The sequence below is a fragment of the Streptomyces sp. JLBG701 genome (genome assembly GCF_058544905.1).
Genome location: NZ_CM178588.1, coordinates 7,561,682 through 7,574,512 on the forward strand (window position 1 = coordinate 7,561,682; position 12,831 = coordinate 7,574,512).

General features: G+C 68.9%; 11 protein-coding genes and 2 tRNA genes. 5 read left to right on the forward strand and 8 right to left on the reverse strand.

Going from position 1 to position 12,831, the window contains the following annotated elements:
• Nucleotides 1–143: 143 nt before the first annotated feature.
• The 4 genes from AC5DRG_RS35140 (at nt 144) to AC5DRG_RS35155 (ending at nt 5,559) form a co-directional block, all read left to right on the forward strand.
• Nucleotides 144–3,101 carry a UPF0182 family membrane protein gene (locus AC5DRG_RS35140; protein ID WP_491803608.1) on the forward strand — a complete coding sequence of 986 codons (2,958 nt, stop codon included), beginning with the start codon at nt 144–146 and terminating at the stop codon, nt 3,099–3,101.
• Nucleotides 3,102–3,153: 52 nt separating this feature from the next.
• Nucleotides 3,154–3,227 (forward strand) — tRNA-Met (locus tag AC5DRG_RS35145).
• A gap of 206 nt (nt 3,228–3,433) precedes the next feature.
• Nucleotides 3,434–5,278 (forward strand): tetratricopeptide repeat protein, encoded by a 1,845-nt coding sequence (locus tag AC5DRG_RS35150; RefSeq protein ID WP_491803609.1) that lies wholly within the window; start codon nt 3,434–3,436, stop codon nt 5,276–5,278.
• A gap of 207 nt (nt 5,279–5,485) precedes the next feature.
• A tRNA-Met gene (locus AC5DRG_RS35155) sits at nt 5,486–5,559 on the forward strand.
• Between the two features lie 39 nt (nt 5,560–5,598).
• Here the strand turns inward: AC5DRG_RS35155 and AC5DRG_RS35160 are convergent.
• The 6 genes from AC5DRG_RS35160 to hisN form a co-directional block, all read right to left on the reverse strand.
• Nucleotides 5,599–6,741, reverse strand: coding sequence for an ABC transporter substrate-binding protein (locus tag AC5DRG_RS35160; protein WP_491803611.1), 1,143 nt, complete (start codon nt 6,739–6,741; stop codon nt 5,599–5,601).
• Nucleotides 6,738–7,604, reverse strand: a complete 867-nt coding sequence (locus AC5DRG_RS35165) for an ABC transporter permease (protein ID WP_491803612.1) — start codon at nt 7,602–7,604, stop codon at nt 6,738–6,740. The genes AC5DRG_RS35160 and AC5DRG_RS35165 overlap by 4 nt, the downstream gene beginning before the upstream one ends.
• Nucleotides 7,601–8,368 (reverse strand): ABC transporter ATP-binding protein, encoded by a 768-nt coding sequence (locus AC5DRG_RS35170; protein ID WP_491803613.1) that lies wholly within the window; start codon nt 8,366–8,368, stop codon nt 7,601–7,603. The genes AC5DRG_RS35165 and AC5DRG_RS35170 overlap by 4 nt, the downstream gene beginning before the upstream one ends.
• 98 nt (nt 8,369–8,466) lie before the next feature.
• Nucleotides 8,467–8,883 carry a Fur family transcriptional regulator gene (locus AC5DRG_RS35175; RefSeq protein WP_491803614.1) on the reverse strand — a complete coding sequence of 139 codons (417 nt, stop codon included), beginning with the start codon at nt 8,881–8,883 and terminating at the stop codon, nt 8,467–8,469.
• Nucleotides 8,884–9,052: 169 nt separating this feature from the next.
• Nucleotides 9,053–9,445, reverse strand: coding sequence for a CBS domain-containing protein (locus AC5DRG_RS35180; protein WP_491803615.1), 393 nt, complete (start codon nt 9,443–9,445; stop codon nt 9,053–9,055).
• A gap of 120 nt (nt 9,446–9,565) precedes the next feature.
• Nucleotides 9,566–10,366, reverse strand: coding sequence for a histidinol-phosphatase (gene hisN / locus AC5DRG_RS35185; protein ID WP_491803616.1), 801 nt, complete (start codon nt 10,364–10,366; stop codon nt 9,566–9,568).
• Nucleotides 10,367–10,709: 343 nt separating this feature from the next.
• Here hisN and AC5DRG_RS35190 point away from each other — a divergent pair, with 343 nt between their 5' ends.
• Entirely contained in the window at nt 10,710–11,339 is a 630-nt protein-coding gene (locus tag AC5DRG_RS35190; protein ID WP_491803617.1) for a TetR/AcrR family transcriptional regulator, read from the forward strand.
• 42 nt (nt 11,340–11,381) lie between these two features.
• Here AC5DRG_RS35190 and AC5DRG_RS35195 read toward each other — a convergent pair whose 3' ends face one another.
• Together AC5DRG_RS35195 and rsgA are read right to left on the reverse strand one after the other, a co-directional pair.
• Nucleotides 11,382–11,705 (reverse strand): DMT family transporter, encoded by a 324-nt coding sequence (locus AC5DRG_RS35195; protein ID WP_491803618.1) that lies wholly within the window; start codon nt 11,703–11,705, stop codon nt 11,382–11,384.
• A gap of 104 nt (nt 11,706–11,809) precedes the next feature.
• On the reverse strand, nt 11,810–12,820 hold the full coding sequence (gene rsgA, locus AC5DRG_RS35200) for a ribosome small subunit-dependent GTPase A (RefSeq protein ID WP_491803619.1): 1,011 nt from the start codon (nt 12,818–12,820) through the stop codon (nt 11,810–11,812).
• Nucleotides 12,821–12,831 lie beyond the last annotated feature (11 nt).

The window sequence follows — 12,831 nt, forward strand, 5'->3', positions numbered from 1 at the left end:
GGGGCCGGAATCGGGAACCGCGTAAACCGTGAGTAAGTTGCATAGGTGGGGGCCTACGATCACGAGGCCCCATGGCGGGCCCGCGAAGACGGGGGCCTGACGGACCAACAGCGAACTTCGAGGTGCGCACCTTGGCTTTCCAGATGCCGGACCGCGGCGGAGGCCCGACGGGGCCACGGATCAGAGTGGGCCGCCCCTCCCGGCGTGTCCGGACCCTGCTCATGACGTTGGGCGTCCTTGCCGTACTCGGCATGGCGTTCACCATGTTCGCGGGATTCTGGACGGACTGGCTCTGGTACCGGTCGGTGAAGTACTCGTCCGTGTTCACGACCACCCTGTGGACGAAGATCGGGCTCTTCTTCGTCTTCGGCCTGCTCATGGCGGCCGCGGTCGGCTTCAACATCTGGCTGGCGCACCGGCTGCGCCCGCCGCTGAGCGCCATGTCGATGGAGCAGCAGAGCCTCGACCGCTACCGGATGGGTATCGCGCCGTACAAGAAGTGGCTGCTGCTCGCGATCACCTCCCTGGTGGGTCTGATCGCGGGTGCCTCGGCGTCCGGCCAGTGGCGGACCTGGCTGATGTGGGTCAACGGTGTGTCCTTCGGTACGAAGGACCCGCAGTTCCACCTCGACGTCAAGTTCTACGCGTTCGACCTGCCCTGGTACCGGTTCCTGCTCGGCTTCGGCTTCGCCGCCGCGATCCTCTCCCTGATCGCCGCCGCGCTCACCCACTACCTGTACGGCGGGCTCAGGGTCACGAGTCCCGGCGCGCGGGCCACGGCTGCGGCCACCGGGCACCTCTCGGTGCTGCTCGGCCTCTTCGTCAGCCTGAAGGCGGTCGCGTACTGGCTCGACCGGTACGGCCTCGCGGTCAAGTCGAGCGACTTCAAGGCGACGGACAACTGGACGGGCCTCAGGTACGTCGACGCGAACGCCTATCTGCCCGCCAAGACGATCCTGTTCTGTATCGCGGTCATCTGCGCCCTGCTGTTCTTCGCCACCCTGTGGCGGCGCACCTGGCAGCTGCCCATGATCGGCTTCGGTCTGATGGTGCTCTCGGCGATCCTCATCGGCGGGCTGTACCCGGCGATCGTCCAGAAGTTCCAGGTCCAGCCGAACGAGCAGGCCAAGGAAGCGCCGTACGTCACCAAGAACCTCAAGGCTACGCGTGAGGCCTACGGCATCGACGACGCGCAGGTCACCGAGTACTCGGGGACGAGCAGCACCACGGACCAGGCCAAGCTGCGCAAGGACGTCGACTCCACGGCGAGCATCCGTGTGCTGGACCCGAACATCGTGTCGCCGACGTTCCAGCAGCTCCAGCAGATCAGGAACTACTACGCGTTCCCGACCAACCTGGACGTCGACCGCTACAGCGAGGACGGCCAAGACCAGGACACGGTCATCGGTCTGCGCGAGCTGAACCTCGCCGGCATTCCGAAGAACAACTGGATCAACGACCACTTCCGCTACACCCACGGCTTCGGAGTGGTCGCCGCCAAGGGCACCACCGCCGACGCCGAGGGCCGCCCGGAGTTCACCGAGTCCGACCTGCCGTCCCAGGGCGACCTCGGGACGTACGAGCAGCGGATCTACTACGGCGAGAAGACCAGCCAGTACTCGATCGTCGGCGGTCCCCAGAAGGAGATCGACTACTCCGACGACAACGGTGAGAAGACCACCAGCTACACGGGCAAGAGCGGGGTCAACCTCGCCAACCCGATCAACCGGGCGGCGTACGCGGTGGCGTTCAACGAGCCGCAGATCCTCTACTCCGGTGCCATCGGCGAGGGTTCGCGGATCCTGTACAACCGCACGCCCAAGGAGCGCGTCGAGGCTGTCGCGCCCTGGCTGACCATCGACGGCGACGCCTACCCGGCGGTCGTGGACGGGCAGATCCAGTGGATCGTCGACGCGTACACGACGACCAACGGCTATCCGTACGCCTCGCGTACGACCCTCGGCGACACGACCGCCGACTCGCTGACCGCCGGCAACAACCAGCGTGCGGTGGTGGCCCAGCAGAACCAGGTCAACTACATCCGCAACTCGGTGAAGGCGACCGTCGACGCGTACACCGGCGAGGTCAAGCTCTACCAGTGGGACACCCAGGACCCGGTCCTGAAGACCTGGATGAAGGCGTTCCCTGGCACGGTGGAGTCCAAGAGCAAGATCTCGGACTCGCTGATGGCCCATCTCCGGTACCCGCAGGACCTGTTCAAGGTCCAGCGCGAGCTGCTCACCCGCTACCACGTGAAGGACGCGCAGACGTTCCTCTCCGGCAGCGAGGTGTGGCAGGTGCCGGACGACCCGAGCAACAAGTCGGGCGACGCGGTGCCGCCGTACTACCTGAGCATGAAGATGCCCGACCAGAAGGCGCAGGCGTTCTCGCTGACGACGACGTTCACGCCGAACGGCCGGGACAACCTCAGTGCCTTCATGGCGGTCGACGCCGAGGCGGGCACAAGTGACTACGGCAAGATCAGAGTTCTGAAACTGCCGACGAGCACCACCGTCAACGGGCCCAAACAGGTCCAGAGCCAGTTCAACTCCGAACAGAACATCGCCGAGACCATCAGACTCCTGAGAGGTGGCGACTCCGAGGTCGAGTACGGCAACCTGCTGACGGTGCCACTCGACGGAGGACTGCTGTACGTGGAGCCCGTCTACGTACGCGGTGGTGGACTCAAGTACCCGCTGTTGCGCAAGGTGTTGGTGACCTACGGAGGCAACACCGCCTTCGAGGACACCCTGGACGCCGCGCTCAACAAGGTGTTCGGGGGCGAGGGTTCGACCACTGAGCCACCGGACGAGGGGACGACCACTCCACCCACGTCCAGTAATCCCACGGTCCAAGAGGCGCTGAACGACGCCCAGAAGGCCTTCGACGAGGGCCAGGCGGCCCTGAAGAAGGGCGACTGGGAGGCGTACGGCCAGGCGCAGAAGGACCTTGAGGACGCGTTGCAGCGGGCGGAAGAGGCTCAGGCCGAGGCCGACAAGAGCACCAGTAAGCCCAGTAGCAGTGCGAGTCCAAGCAGCAGTCCCAATAGTGGTTCCACCAGCAGCCCCAGCACTAGTCCGAGCAGCAGCCCCAGCGGCTGATCCAGCTGGTCAAGTGGCCATCCCGCGCCGTGGTACGGTTGCAACACAACGGCGCGGGGTGGAGCAGCTCGGTAGCTCGCTGGGCTCATAACCCAGAGGTCGCAGGTTCAAATCCTGTCCCCGCTACTGATACCAAGGCCCGGATCCTCAAAGGATCCGGGCCTTCGGTGTGTGTGCGAACGGATGTGCCGACCTGCGGGACGGCCGTGCCGCCGTGGGGAGTTGGTGTATGTGTGTTTGACTTGTCGTTCTGTGGGCATGTCGACAAAACGCTGAAGTGACCTCACTGGCTGCGGTATACCAGGTGTACCCAGGTTGCAGGTGGTGCGACGATGGACGTTATGGGGGACAAGGCAACTCTGTTGGAGACAGGGCGTTTTGTGCAGCCTTCCGGCTTTGCGGAGCCTTCTGACTTCGTGGAGCCCGCGGGCTTTGCGCAGCCTTCCGACCGGGACGAAACCGGCGAGGCTGCCGACGAGGCACGCACTCGGCTGGCCGCCGAAGCAGGCGACACCGAGGCGATGAGTGTCCTCGGCGCCATGCTGCTGCGCCGCGGTGATCTCGACGGAGCCGAGCCCCAGCTGCGTGCCGCCACCGCCGCCGGGGACCGTGCCGCCGCCAACAACCTGGGAGTCCTCCTCCACCAGCGCGGGTACGCCGACGAGGCCGCCGGCTGGTGGCGGATCGCCGCCGTCGCCGGGTCCGCGGCCGCCGGGCACGCGCTGGGCCGGCATCACCGCGAGCGGGGCGACGAGCCCGCCGCCGAGTACTGGCTGCGCCAGTCCGCCGAGCAGGGACACGCCCTGGGCGCCTACGCGCTCGCCGATCTGCTGGAACACCGCGCGGACGGCACGGCCGAGCAGTGGATGCGGGCCGCGGCCGAGCGGGGCCACCGGGAGGCGGCGTACCGGCTGGCGCGGACGATCGACCGCAAGGCCGCTGATGAGGGCGAGACCGGTGGTGACAACGGTGTCGACGAGGCCGAGCAGTGGTACCGGCAGGCCGCCGCGCGTGGGCACCGCCGGGCAGCGCTCCAGCTCGGCGCGATCCTGGAGAAGCGCGGAGAGCTCAAGGAGGCGGGGCGCTGGTATCTGACGTCCGCCAAGGACGGCGAGGCGCGGGCCGCGTGCGCGCTCGGGTTCCTGCTGCGGGACGCCGGGGACTCCGAGAGCGCCGCCGTGTGGTGGCTGCGGGCCGCGCAGGACGGGGACGGGAACGCCGCGAACGCGCTGGGCGCGCTGCATGCCGAGCGGGGTGAGACCCAGACCGCCGAGCGGTGGTACCGGGCCGCCATGGACGCCGGGGACGTCAACGGCGCCTACAACCTCGGGCTGCTCTGTGCCGCGCAGGGGCGGACCGCCCAGGCCGAGCAGTGGTATCGGCGGGCCGCGTACGCCGGGCATCGCGAGGCGGCCAACGCGCTCGCGATCCTGCTGCTTCAGGGCGGGGACACGACGGGGGCGGAGCCGTGGTTCTCCAAGGCCGCGGAGGCCGGGAGCGTGGACGCCGCGTTCAACCTCGGGATTCTGCATGCCGGGCGGGGTGAGGACGAGGCCGCGCTGCGGTGGTACGAGCGTGCTGCCGCCGCCGGGCATACGGAAGCGGCGTTGCAGGTCGGGATCGTGTTGCTGCGGGACGGGGACGAGCCGGAGGCCGAGCGGCATCTGCGGTGTGCCGCGGGGGGTGGGAGCGCGGAGGCGGCGTATCGGTTGGCCGCCGTGCTCGACGCTCGGCGGCCTCCTGTGCCTTCGCATGAGCTCGGGGAGCCTGTGCGGGAGCGGAGTGAGTGCGAGGAGTGGTATCAGCGGGCGGCTTCTCAGGGGCATCGGCGGGCGCAGGTGCGGGTGGGGATGCTTGCCGCTGCGCGGGGCGATGTGGTGGAGGCGGCTCGGTGGTACCGGGAGGCTGCCGAGGCCGGGTCTCGGAACGGGGCGTTCAATCTTGGGTTGCTGTTGGCTCGGGAGGGGAGTGAGCCTGAGGCTGCGGTGTGGTGGACTCGGGCCGCTGACGCGGGGCATGGGCGGGCGGCTTTGCGGCTTGCCCTGGTCTACGCGCGTCGTGGGGAGCTGGCGGAGGGGCAGCGGTGGGCTGATCTTGCTGTGACGCTGGGGCCGGGGGAGGTTTCGGAGCGGGCGGCTCGGTTGCGGGACGCTCTGCGGGAGGAGCTGTCTGCCTGACGGTGGTCGTCGGGTTTTTTCGCCCCCGCCGCCCCTACCCGTCCCATCCCTGGGGGCTGCGCCCCCAGACCCCCGCTGCCGGCCCTGAACGGGCCTTGTCCTCAAACGCCGGACAGGCTGAGATGCCTGGACCGGCGTTGAGTAGTTCGGCCTTCAGTAAGCGATTTGCTTCCGTCTGCATCCCTGACGTAATGTTCAGTTCATCGACGCGGGGTGGAGCAGCTCGGTAGCTCGCTGGGCTCATAACCCAGAGGTCGCAGGTTCAAATCCTGTCCCCGCTACTGAACGCCTAAGGACCCGGATCTTGAAGATCCGGGTCCTTACGCGTTTTTGTGGCCCACCGCTTCCTCGTACAGGGCGCGGTTCACCGTCTTCGACTCCGGGAGTGGGGAGCCCTCTGCCACGCCCTGGGCGGCGTACGCGGACTGGAGGCGGTCTGTTGTGCCGGCGCGGATTTCCCAGTCCATGCGGAGGGACGGGGTGGATTCGAGGATCGCCGGGTCCGTCTTCAGGAGGTTCGCCAGGTATGTGACGAAGGTCGCGTTCTTCTTGTAGTCCGACGCGAAGTACGTGTTCACCGTGCGGATGTACGCCCTCAGGAGGGCCACCCCCGCGTCCACGTCGTCGCTCAGCAGGCTGCGGCCGTACAGCATGCCACCCAGGGGCTCGCCGGGCGGTTGGCCGCCCAGGAAGGCGTACCCCGGCTCGCCGTCGACCTTGCGCCACACCGGGTCCAGGAGCCAGGCCGAGTCCACGCCTCCGTTCTGCAGGGCCGTGAGGACGTCGGCGGAGCCCAGTTGCTGGTATTGGATCTTGTCCAGGCCGCCGCCGTGTTTCTCCAGGGCCTTCTCCATGGGGTACGCGATCACGGAGCCTTTGCCGATCATCGTGCCCATCCTGCGGCCGGCCATCGCTACCCGGTCCGTGGTCTCGCCGTCCTTCAAGCGCACCCACAGGCCGCTCTTCGAACCGGGGGAGGGTGAGAAGTTGCCCGCCACCCACTTGATGTCGAAGCCGCCCTTGACGCCGTTCATCACCGCCGCCTCCGGGGCCGCCCAGATCGCGTCCAGGTCACCCTTGGCCAGGAGCGGGAGGGCGTCCGGTGTCGGGAGCACCTTGAGCGTGACGTCCAGGCCCTCCTTCTTGAACTCGCCCTTGTCCAGGGCTACCTGGAGCGGTGCCACATACTCCGCGCTCAGCGTTCCCGTCGCTATCGTCAGCTTCCGGGTTTCGGGGAGGGGCTGGGGCGCGGGGGCTCCGGCGCGGCAGCGGGCCGGGGTGCGGTTCGGTGAGAGGTCGGCAGGGTCCGTCCAGGACGATGTCCCGCAGCCCGCCACCGACTTGATCGTGCGCGGTGCCGAGGATGAAGGGGAGTTCGACGCCGAGTTGTCCTGCGCCGTGCATCCGGCTCCCGTCAGCAATGTCGCCAGCGTCAGTGCGGCGACGTACGTACGGCTTCTCATGACTGTCCCCGTCCTCGGTCCCTCGGTGCCCACGGCGTCAGCAACCGGCCCGCCACCCGCACCAGTTCGGAGAAGAGCACGCCCAGGACGGCTACGCAGACGATCCCCACGAACATCACGTCGTTCTGGAACAGCGCGCGCGAGTCGAAGATCAGATGGCCCAGGCCGTTCGTCGCGGCGATCTGCTCCGACGCGACGATGACCAGGACCGCCACGCCCGCCGCTATCCGCGCGCCCACCAGGACCGAGGGGAGGGACGCGGGCAGTAGGACGTGGCGGAACATCTGCCAGCGGGAGGCTCCGAAGACCTGGCCCGCGTCGCGGTAGCCGGACGGGATCGCCATCACGGCCGACATCGTCGAGATCCACACGAAGAAGAAGACCGTGGCCCCCACCAGGGCCACCTGCGGGCCCTCGCCCAGGCCGAACATGTTCAGGAAGATCGGGAGCAGGGCCAGTTTCGGTACGACGTACAGGGCGTCCAGCATCGGTTCCAGTGCCGCCCGTACCAGCGACAGGGAGCCCATCAGCAGGCCAAGGGCGAAGCCCGCCGCCGTGCCGACCGCGTAGCCGGCCAGGACGCGTTTCAGGGTGGCCCACACGTCCGGCCACAGGTCGCCGGCCGCGGCACGGTCCCAGCCGTCGGCGAGGATCGCGGACGGTGCCGGGTAGACCCGGTCGTCGATCCAGGCCTGGGTGGCGGCCAGTTGCCACAGGAGGATCAGGCAGAGGGGGACGGCCACCGCCAGGGACAGTTCCAGGGCGCGCCGGCGGCGGTGGGTCCGTACGGGATGGAGTTCCTGTGGGCCCGGGCGGCGGATCAGGATCGACTCGCCGGGGGGCGCCTTGGTGACCGTGGTCATGCCGGGGCCGCCTCCTTTCGCAACAGGTCCCACAACTCGGTCTTCAGGGCGGTGAATTCAGGGGTCGAGCGGATCTCGCCGTTGCGTGGGCGCGGGAACGGCGGGCGGTGTTCGGCGATGATGCGGCCCGGGCGGGCGGACATCACCAGGACGCGGTCGCCGAGAACGATCGCCTCCTCCAGACTGTGCGTGATGAAGAGGGTGGTTGTGGGGGTCGTCTGGGTCAGGTCCAGGAGTTCGTCCTGGAGGATCATGCGGAGTTGGGCGTCCAGGGCTGCGAACGGCTCGTCCATCAGGAGGAGTTCGGGGTCCACCGCCAGGGCTCTTGCGATCGCCACGCGTTGGCGCATGCCTCCCGAGAGGGTCGCCGGGTAGGCCTGGGCGAAGTCGGCGAGGCCCATGCGGGTCAGCCACTCGGTGGCTCGGGCGTTCGCCTCGCGGCGCGGGACGCGCTGGATGTCCAGGCCGAAGCGGACGTTGGCCTGGACCGTCTTCCAGTCGTAGATGCCGTAGTCCTGGAAGATCATGGCTGCGGGGCGCGGGCTCGTGGTGCGGATTTCCAGGGTGCCCCTGCTGGGGCGGAGCAGGCCGGCGGCGATGCGCAGGAGTGTGGACTTGCCGCAGCCCGAGGGGCCGACGAGGCAGACGAACTCGCCGGGGGCGACGGTCAGATCGAGGGGGCCGAGGGCTTCCACGGCCCCGGGGCCCCTGCCGAAGGTGCGGGTCAGGTCGGTCGCGCTGAGTTTTGGATACGGCTCTCCCACGGCGTCGACGATATGACGGACCGTCAGATACGGGAAGGTCGTGCGCAGCAGAAAGCCCCCGGTGCCGGATCGGCGCCGGGGGCTCGCGTTCGTATGTTCTACGCTGCCGCGCAGTTCGGGCACACGCCCCGGTAGGTCACCTCGACGTCCGAGACCGCGAAGCCGAAGCGCTCCGAGTCGGGGAGGTCGGCCAGCGGGTTGCCGCTCGGGTGGACGTCCTTGATCTCGCCGCACTGGGCGCAGACCAGGTGGTGGTGCGGCTGGTGCGCGTTCGGGTCGTACCGCTTGGCGCGCTTGTCCGTGGCGACTTCCAGGACCTCGCCGAGGGAGACCAGCTCGCCCAGCGTGTTGTAGACGGTCGCACGGGAGATCTCGGGCAGCTTCGCGACGGCGCGTGTGTGCACCTCGTCGGCCGTCAGGTGGACGTGCTCACCGTCGAGGACCTCGGCCACGACGCGTCGCTGCGCGGTCATTCGCCATCCGCGTCCACGCAGTCGTTCCAGAAGGTCGCTCATAAGAGCCAGTTTAACAGAAGGGGACCAGGTCCCGAATGGGTGTGACTTTAGAGCTCTGATTGGATTGGAATTTGTCTAATACAGGATCTGTCATCGCTTGTCGTGCTGGACGGGCCGGACTTCCCTGCGTGGGGGTCCGGCCCGTATGTGTGTGCGCTTGGGTGTGCGCTCAGGCCGGCGCGTGCTGTCGTACCGGCGCCCAGCAGCGGATGATGTCGCGGACCGAGACGATGCCCACGGGTTCGTCGTGGTCGAGGACGATGAGATGGCGGAAGCCGCCGTGGGCCATGGCCCGGGCCGCCTCCTCCAGGGTCCAGGTCGGGGTGGCGAACACGACGTCGTTGGTGGTGTGGGTGCCTGTGGGCTCCGTGTCCGGGTTCTGGCCCAGGGCCACGGAGTTGAGGATGTCGCGTTCGGTGAGGATGCCGATGCCACCGGCGTCGGGGTCGAGGACGACCGCCGCGCCCACCCGGCGGGAGGACATCAGTGCGGCAGCCTGGCGAAGGGTGTGGGTCGGGCCGACGGTGAGGACCACTGTGCTCATGGCGTCACGAACGAGCATGGGGACGAGCCACCTCCTGGGGTACCCCGCCGGCGTTTGTTCATTGTTTCACAAATTCACAAGGGGCGGGACTCTCAGAGTGGCAGGCAAAGAGAGGGTCAACAAGGGGGCGCGGGAAGCTCAGTAGCGCTGGTTGAGATACCCCAGGAACTCGTCGTGCAGCAGTGTGTTCGACGCGGCCGCGTTGCCGCTGTGCGGGCCCGGGCGGCCGTCGAGGCCGGTGAACGTGCCGCCGGCCTCGGTCACGATGACCGCGGTGGCGGCCATGTCCCACAAGGAGAGCTCGGGCTCGGCGCAGATGTCGACGGAACCCTCGGCGACCATCATGTAGGGCCAGAAGTCGCCGTACGCGCGCGTGCGCCACACATCGCGGGTCAGATCCAGGAAGCCGTTCAGGCGGCTCTGCGCCTCCCAGCCGGACAGCGAGGAGTACGCGAAAGAGGCGTCGGAGAGCTTGGAGACGCGGGAGACGTGCAGCCGGGACGCCGAGGAGAGGCTGCGGCCCGTGAAGGCGCCGTGGCCCTTCGCGGCCCACCAGCGGCGGCCGAGGGCGGGCGCGGAGACGACGCCGACGACGGGCTCGTAGCCGCCCTCCGTCGCCTCCATCAGGGCGATCAGGGTGGCCCAGACGGGCACGCCGCGTACGTAGTTCTTGGTGCCGTCGATCGGGTCGATCACCCAGCGGCGGGGGCCGGTGCCCTCGATGCCGAACTCCTCGCCGAGGATCGCGTCCCGTGGGCGGGCACGCTGGAGCTGGCCGCGGATGACCTCCTCCGCCGCCTTGTCGGCCTCGGTCACCGGGGTCATGTCCGGCTTGGTCTCGACCTTCAGGTCAAGAGCCTTGAACCGGGACGTCGTCGCGTTGTCGGCGGCGTCCGCGAGGACGTGGGCGAGACGCAGGTCATCGCGATAGTCGGGCATGCGACGAACCGTATCTTTACCGATCGGTTCCGGGCTACAGGGGGCTGTGATGGACCAACAACTGTCTGTGGAGGAACCGTGTCGACAGTGAAGCGGGTCGCGAAGGCCGAAAGGCGCCCCCCGGTGCTCTCGCGAACCCTTGACAGTGCCCCCGTGCGCGTCAAATCTGGGCGCAGAGCCGCTAAGCGCTCCGCTGGAAGTCCGGTGAGTCGACCGCGGGTTCGTTCTGGCTGGGCGCGCCCGCGCGGGGGAGCCGCATATCGATACGGCCCCCGCGCCCCTTTGGGGCGCCTCCGAACCGCACCGAACTTCGCCGGACCCCGCTTGGCCCCAGGGAGGCGGAATGCCTGCAGCGCGGGAATCCCTACTGGACGCCGCCTATACGGCGCTGGCCCGTCGGCCGTGGTCCGCTGTGCGGATGGTTGACGTGGCCGCGGCGGCGGGAGTGTCCCGTCAGACGCTGTACAACGAGTTCGGCAGCAAGGAGGGCCTCGCCCGGGCCCTCGTCCGCAGGGAAGCGGACGGCTATCTCGCCGGGGTCGAACGCGCCCTCGCCGGCGCCGTGGACCTGCGTGAGCGCGGCCCCGCCGACGCCCGCGAACGGCTGACCGCGACCGCCGAGTGGACCGCGTCCACGGCCCGCGAGAACGCGCTCGTACGGGCCATGCTCACCGGATGCTGGAGCGAACGCCTGCCCTCGCCGACGCTCTCCGCCGTGCCCTCCTCCTCGGCGGTACCGGCACAGCGGCGGGCGGACGGCCCGCTGCCCTCGCCCGGTGACTTCGTCGCCCTGGTCCGCGACCGTGCCGTGGCCGTGCTCTCCGGGCCCGGCGCGGCCAAGCCGGACACCGCCGACCTGGCCCGCTCCTGCGAACTCGTCGTCCGTCTCGCCCTGTCCTGCGTGGCGGCACCGCCGGGGGAGGGCGGGGTCGCGGACCTGGTGCGCAGCGCGCTGCACCGGCAGGTCAGTTGAGGGACTTCAGTGGTACGACGGGCCTCAGTGGTACGACGGGCCTCAGTGCGACGAGCCCGACAGCTGCAGGCCGATCACGCCGATGATGACCAGGCTGATCGAGACGATCTTCAGGGTGGACACCAGGTCGTCGAGGAAGATCATGCCGTAGATGGCGGTGCCGGCCGCGCCGATGCCGGTCCACACCGCGTACGCCGGGCCCACGTCGAGCTTCTTCAGGGACATCGTGAGCAGGCCGAAGCTGCCCAGGGCGAAGATGCAGAATGCGACGGTCGGCCAGAATCTGGTGAAGCCGTGAGAGAGCTTCAGGCAGACGGCGAAGCCTGTTTCGAGGAGTCCCGCCACAACGACCAGCAGCCACGCCATGTCTTGTCCCTCCGTGTCGCCACGTCGACTGCTTCGTCCGGCTTGGATCGGCTCGGTGCGATTATGCACTTACCGGACCTCGACCCGGCCAAACAACGCGGAGGTCAGTCGCCCTCCGTCCGTTCCCGTGTCGCCAGCAATCGGCGTAGGGAATACAGTCGCGCCGGGTCCGCGTGGCCGTCGGCCACCCACTGGTCAAGGGCGCAGTCCGGCTCGTCGTGACTGCACGCGCGCGGGCAGCCCTCGGTGCCGGGTTCGAGGTCGGGGAAGGCCTTGATCACCCGGGACGGGTCCACGTGGTGCAGGCCGAAGGAGCGGACGCCGGGCGTGTCGACGACCCAGCCGTTGTCGTCGGGCAGCGGGATCGCGCGCGCGGAGGTCGTGGTGTGCCGGCCGCGCCCGGTGACGGCGTTGACGATCCCGGTGCTGCGCCGCCGCTCCAGCGAGACCAGCGCGTTGACCAGGGTCGTCTTGCCGACGCCCGAGTGGCCGACGAACGCCGTGATCTTGCCGTCCAGTTGCTTGCGCACCCGCTCCACCGCCGCGCCGCTCTCCAGCTCCTCACGGCTCGTCACGACGTAGGGGACGCCCAACGCCCCGTACAGCTCCAGGAGTTCGTCGGGCGAGGCCAGGTCCGACTTCGTCAGCACGAGCAGCGGGTCGAGGCCGCCGTCGTACGCCGCGACCAGACAGCGGTCGATGAGGCGGGGCCGCGGCTCCGGGTCGGCGAGGGCGGTGACGATGGCGAGTTGGTCGGCGTTGGCGACGACCACCCGCTCGTACGGATCGTCGTCGTCGGCCGTGCGGCGCAGCACGGAGCTGCGCGGCTCGATGCGGACGATGCGGGCGAGGGTGTCCTTCTCCCCGGACAGGTCACCGATGATGGCCACCCGGTCGCCGACCACCGCCGCCTTGCGGCCCAGTTCGCGGGCCTTGATCGCCATCACGACCCGGTCCTCGACCAGACAGGTCAGCCGGCCCCGGTCGACGGTGAGGACCATGCCCTCGACCGCCTCCTCGTGCTTGGGGCGGATGTTCGTACGCGGCCGGTTGCCCTTGCGGTTGGGGCGCTGACGGATGTCGTCCTCGTCGGTGTGCTTGCCGTAGCGGCGCATCGCGTGAGTCC

Excerpts from the sequence above, each read along its gene's own strand:
- AC5DRG_RS35150 (WP_491803609.1), top strand. The coding sequence starts at position 3,434 with ATGGACGTTATGGGGGACAAGGCAACTCTGTTGGAGACAGGGCGTTTT.
- AC5DRG_RS35175 (WP_491803614.1), bottom strand. The coding sequence starts at position 8,883 with ATGAGCGACCTTCTGGAACGACTGCGTGGACGCGGATGGCGAATGACC.
- AC5DRG_RS35160 (WP_491803611.1), bottom strand. The coding sequence starts at position 6,741 with ATGAGAAGCCGTACGTACGTCGCCGCACTGACGCTGGCGACATTGCTG.
- AC5DRG_RS35140 (WP_491803608.1), top strand. The coding sequence starts at position 144 with ATGCCGGACCGCGGCGGAGGCCCGACGGGGCCACGGATCAGAGTGGGC.
- AC5DRG_RS35195 (WP_491803618.1), bottom strand. The coding sequence starts at position 11,705 with ATGGCGTGGCTGCTGGTCGTTGTGGCGGGACTCCTCGAAACAGGCTTC.
- hisN (WP_491803616.1), bottom strand. The coding sequence starts at position 10,366 with ATGCCCGACTATCGCGATGACCTGCGTCTCGCCCACGTCCTCGCGGAC.
- AC5DRG_RS35190 (WP_491803617.1), top strand. The coding sequence starts at position 10,710 with ATGCCTGCAGCGCGGGAATCCCTACTGGACGCCGCCTATACGGCGCTG.
- rsgA (WP_491803619.1), bottom strand. The coding sequence starts at position 12,820 with ATGCGCCGCTACGGCAAGCACACCGACGAGGACGACATCCGTCAGCGC.
- AC5DRG_RS35180 (WP_491803615.1), bottom strand. The coding sequence starts at position 9,445 with ATGCTCGTTCGTGACGCCATGAGCACAGTGGTCCTCACCGTCGGCCCG.
- AC5DRG_RS35165 (WP_491803612.1), bottom strand. The coding sequence starts at position 7,604 with ATGACCACGGTCACCAAGGCGCCCCCCGGCGAGTCGATCCTGATCCGC.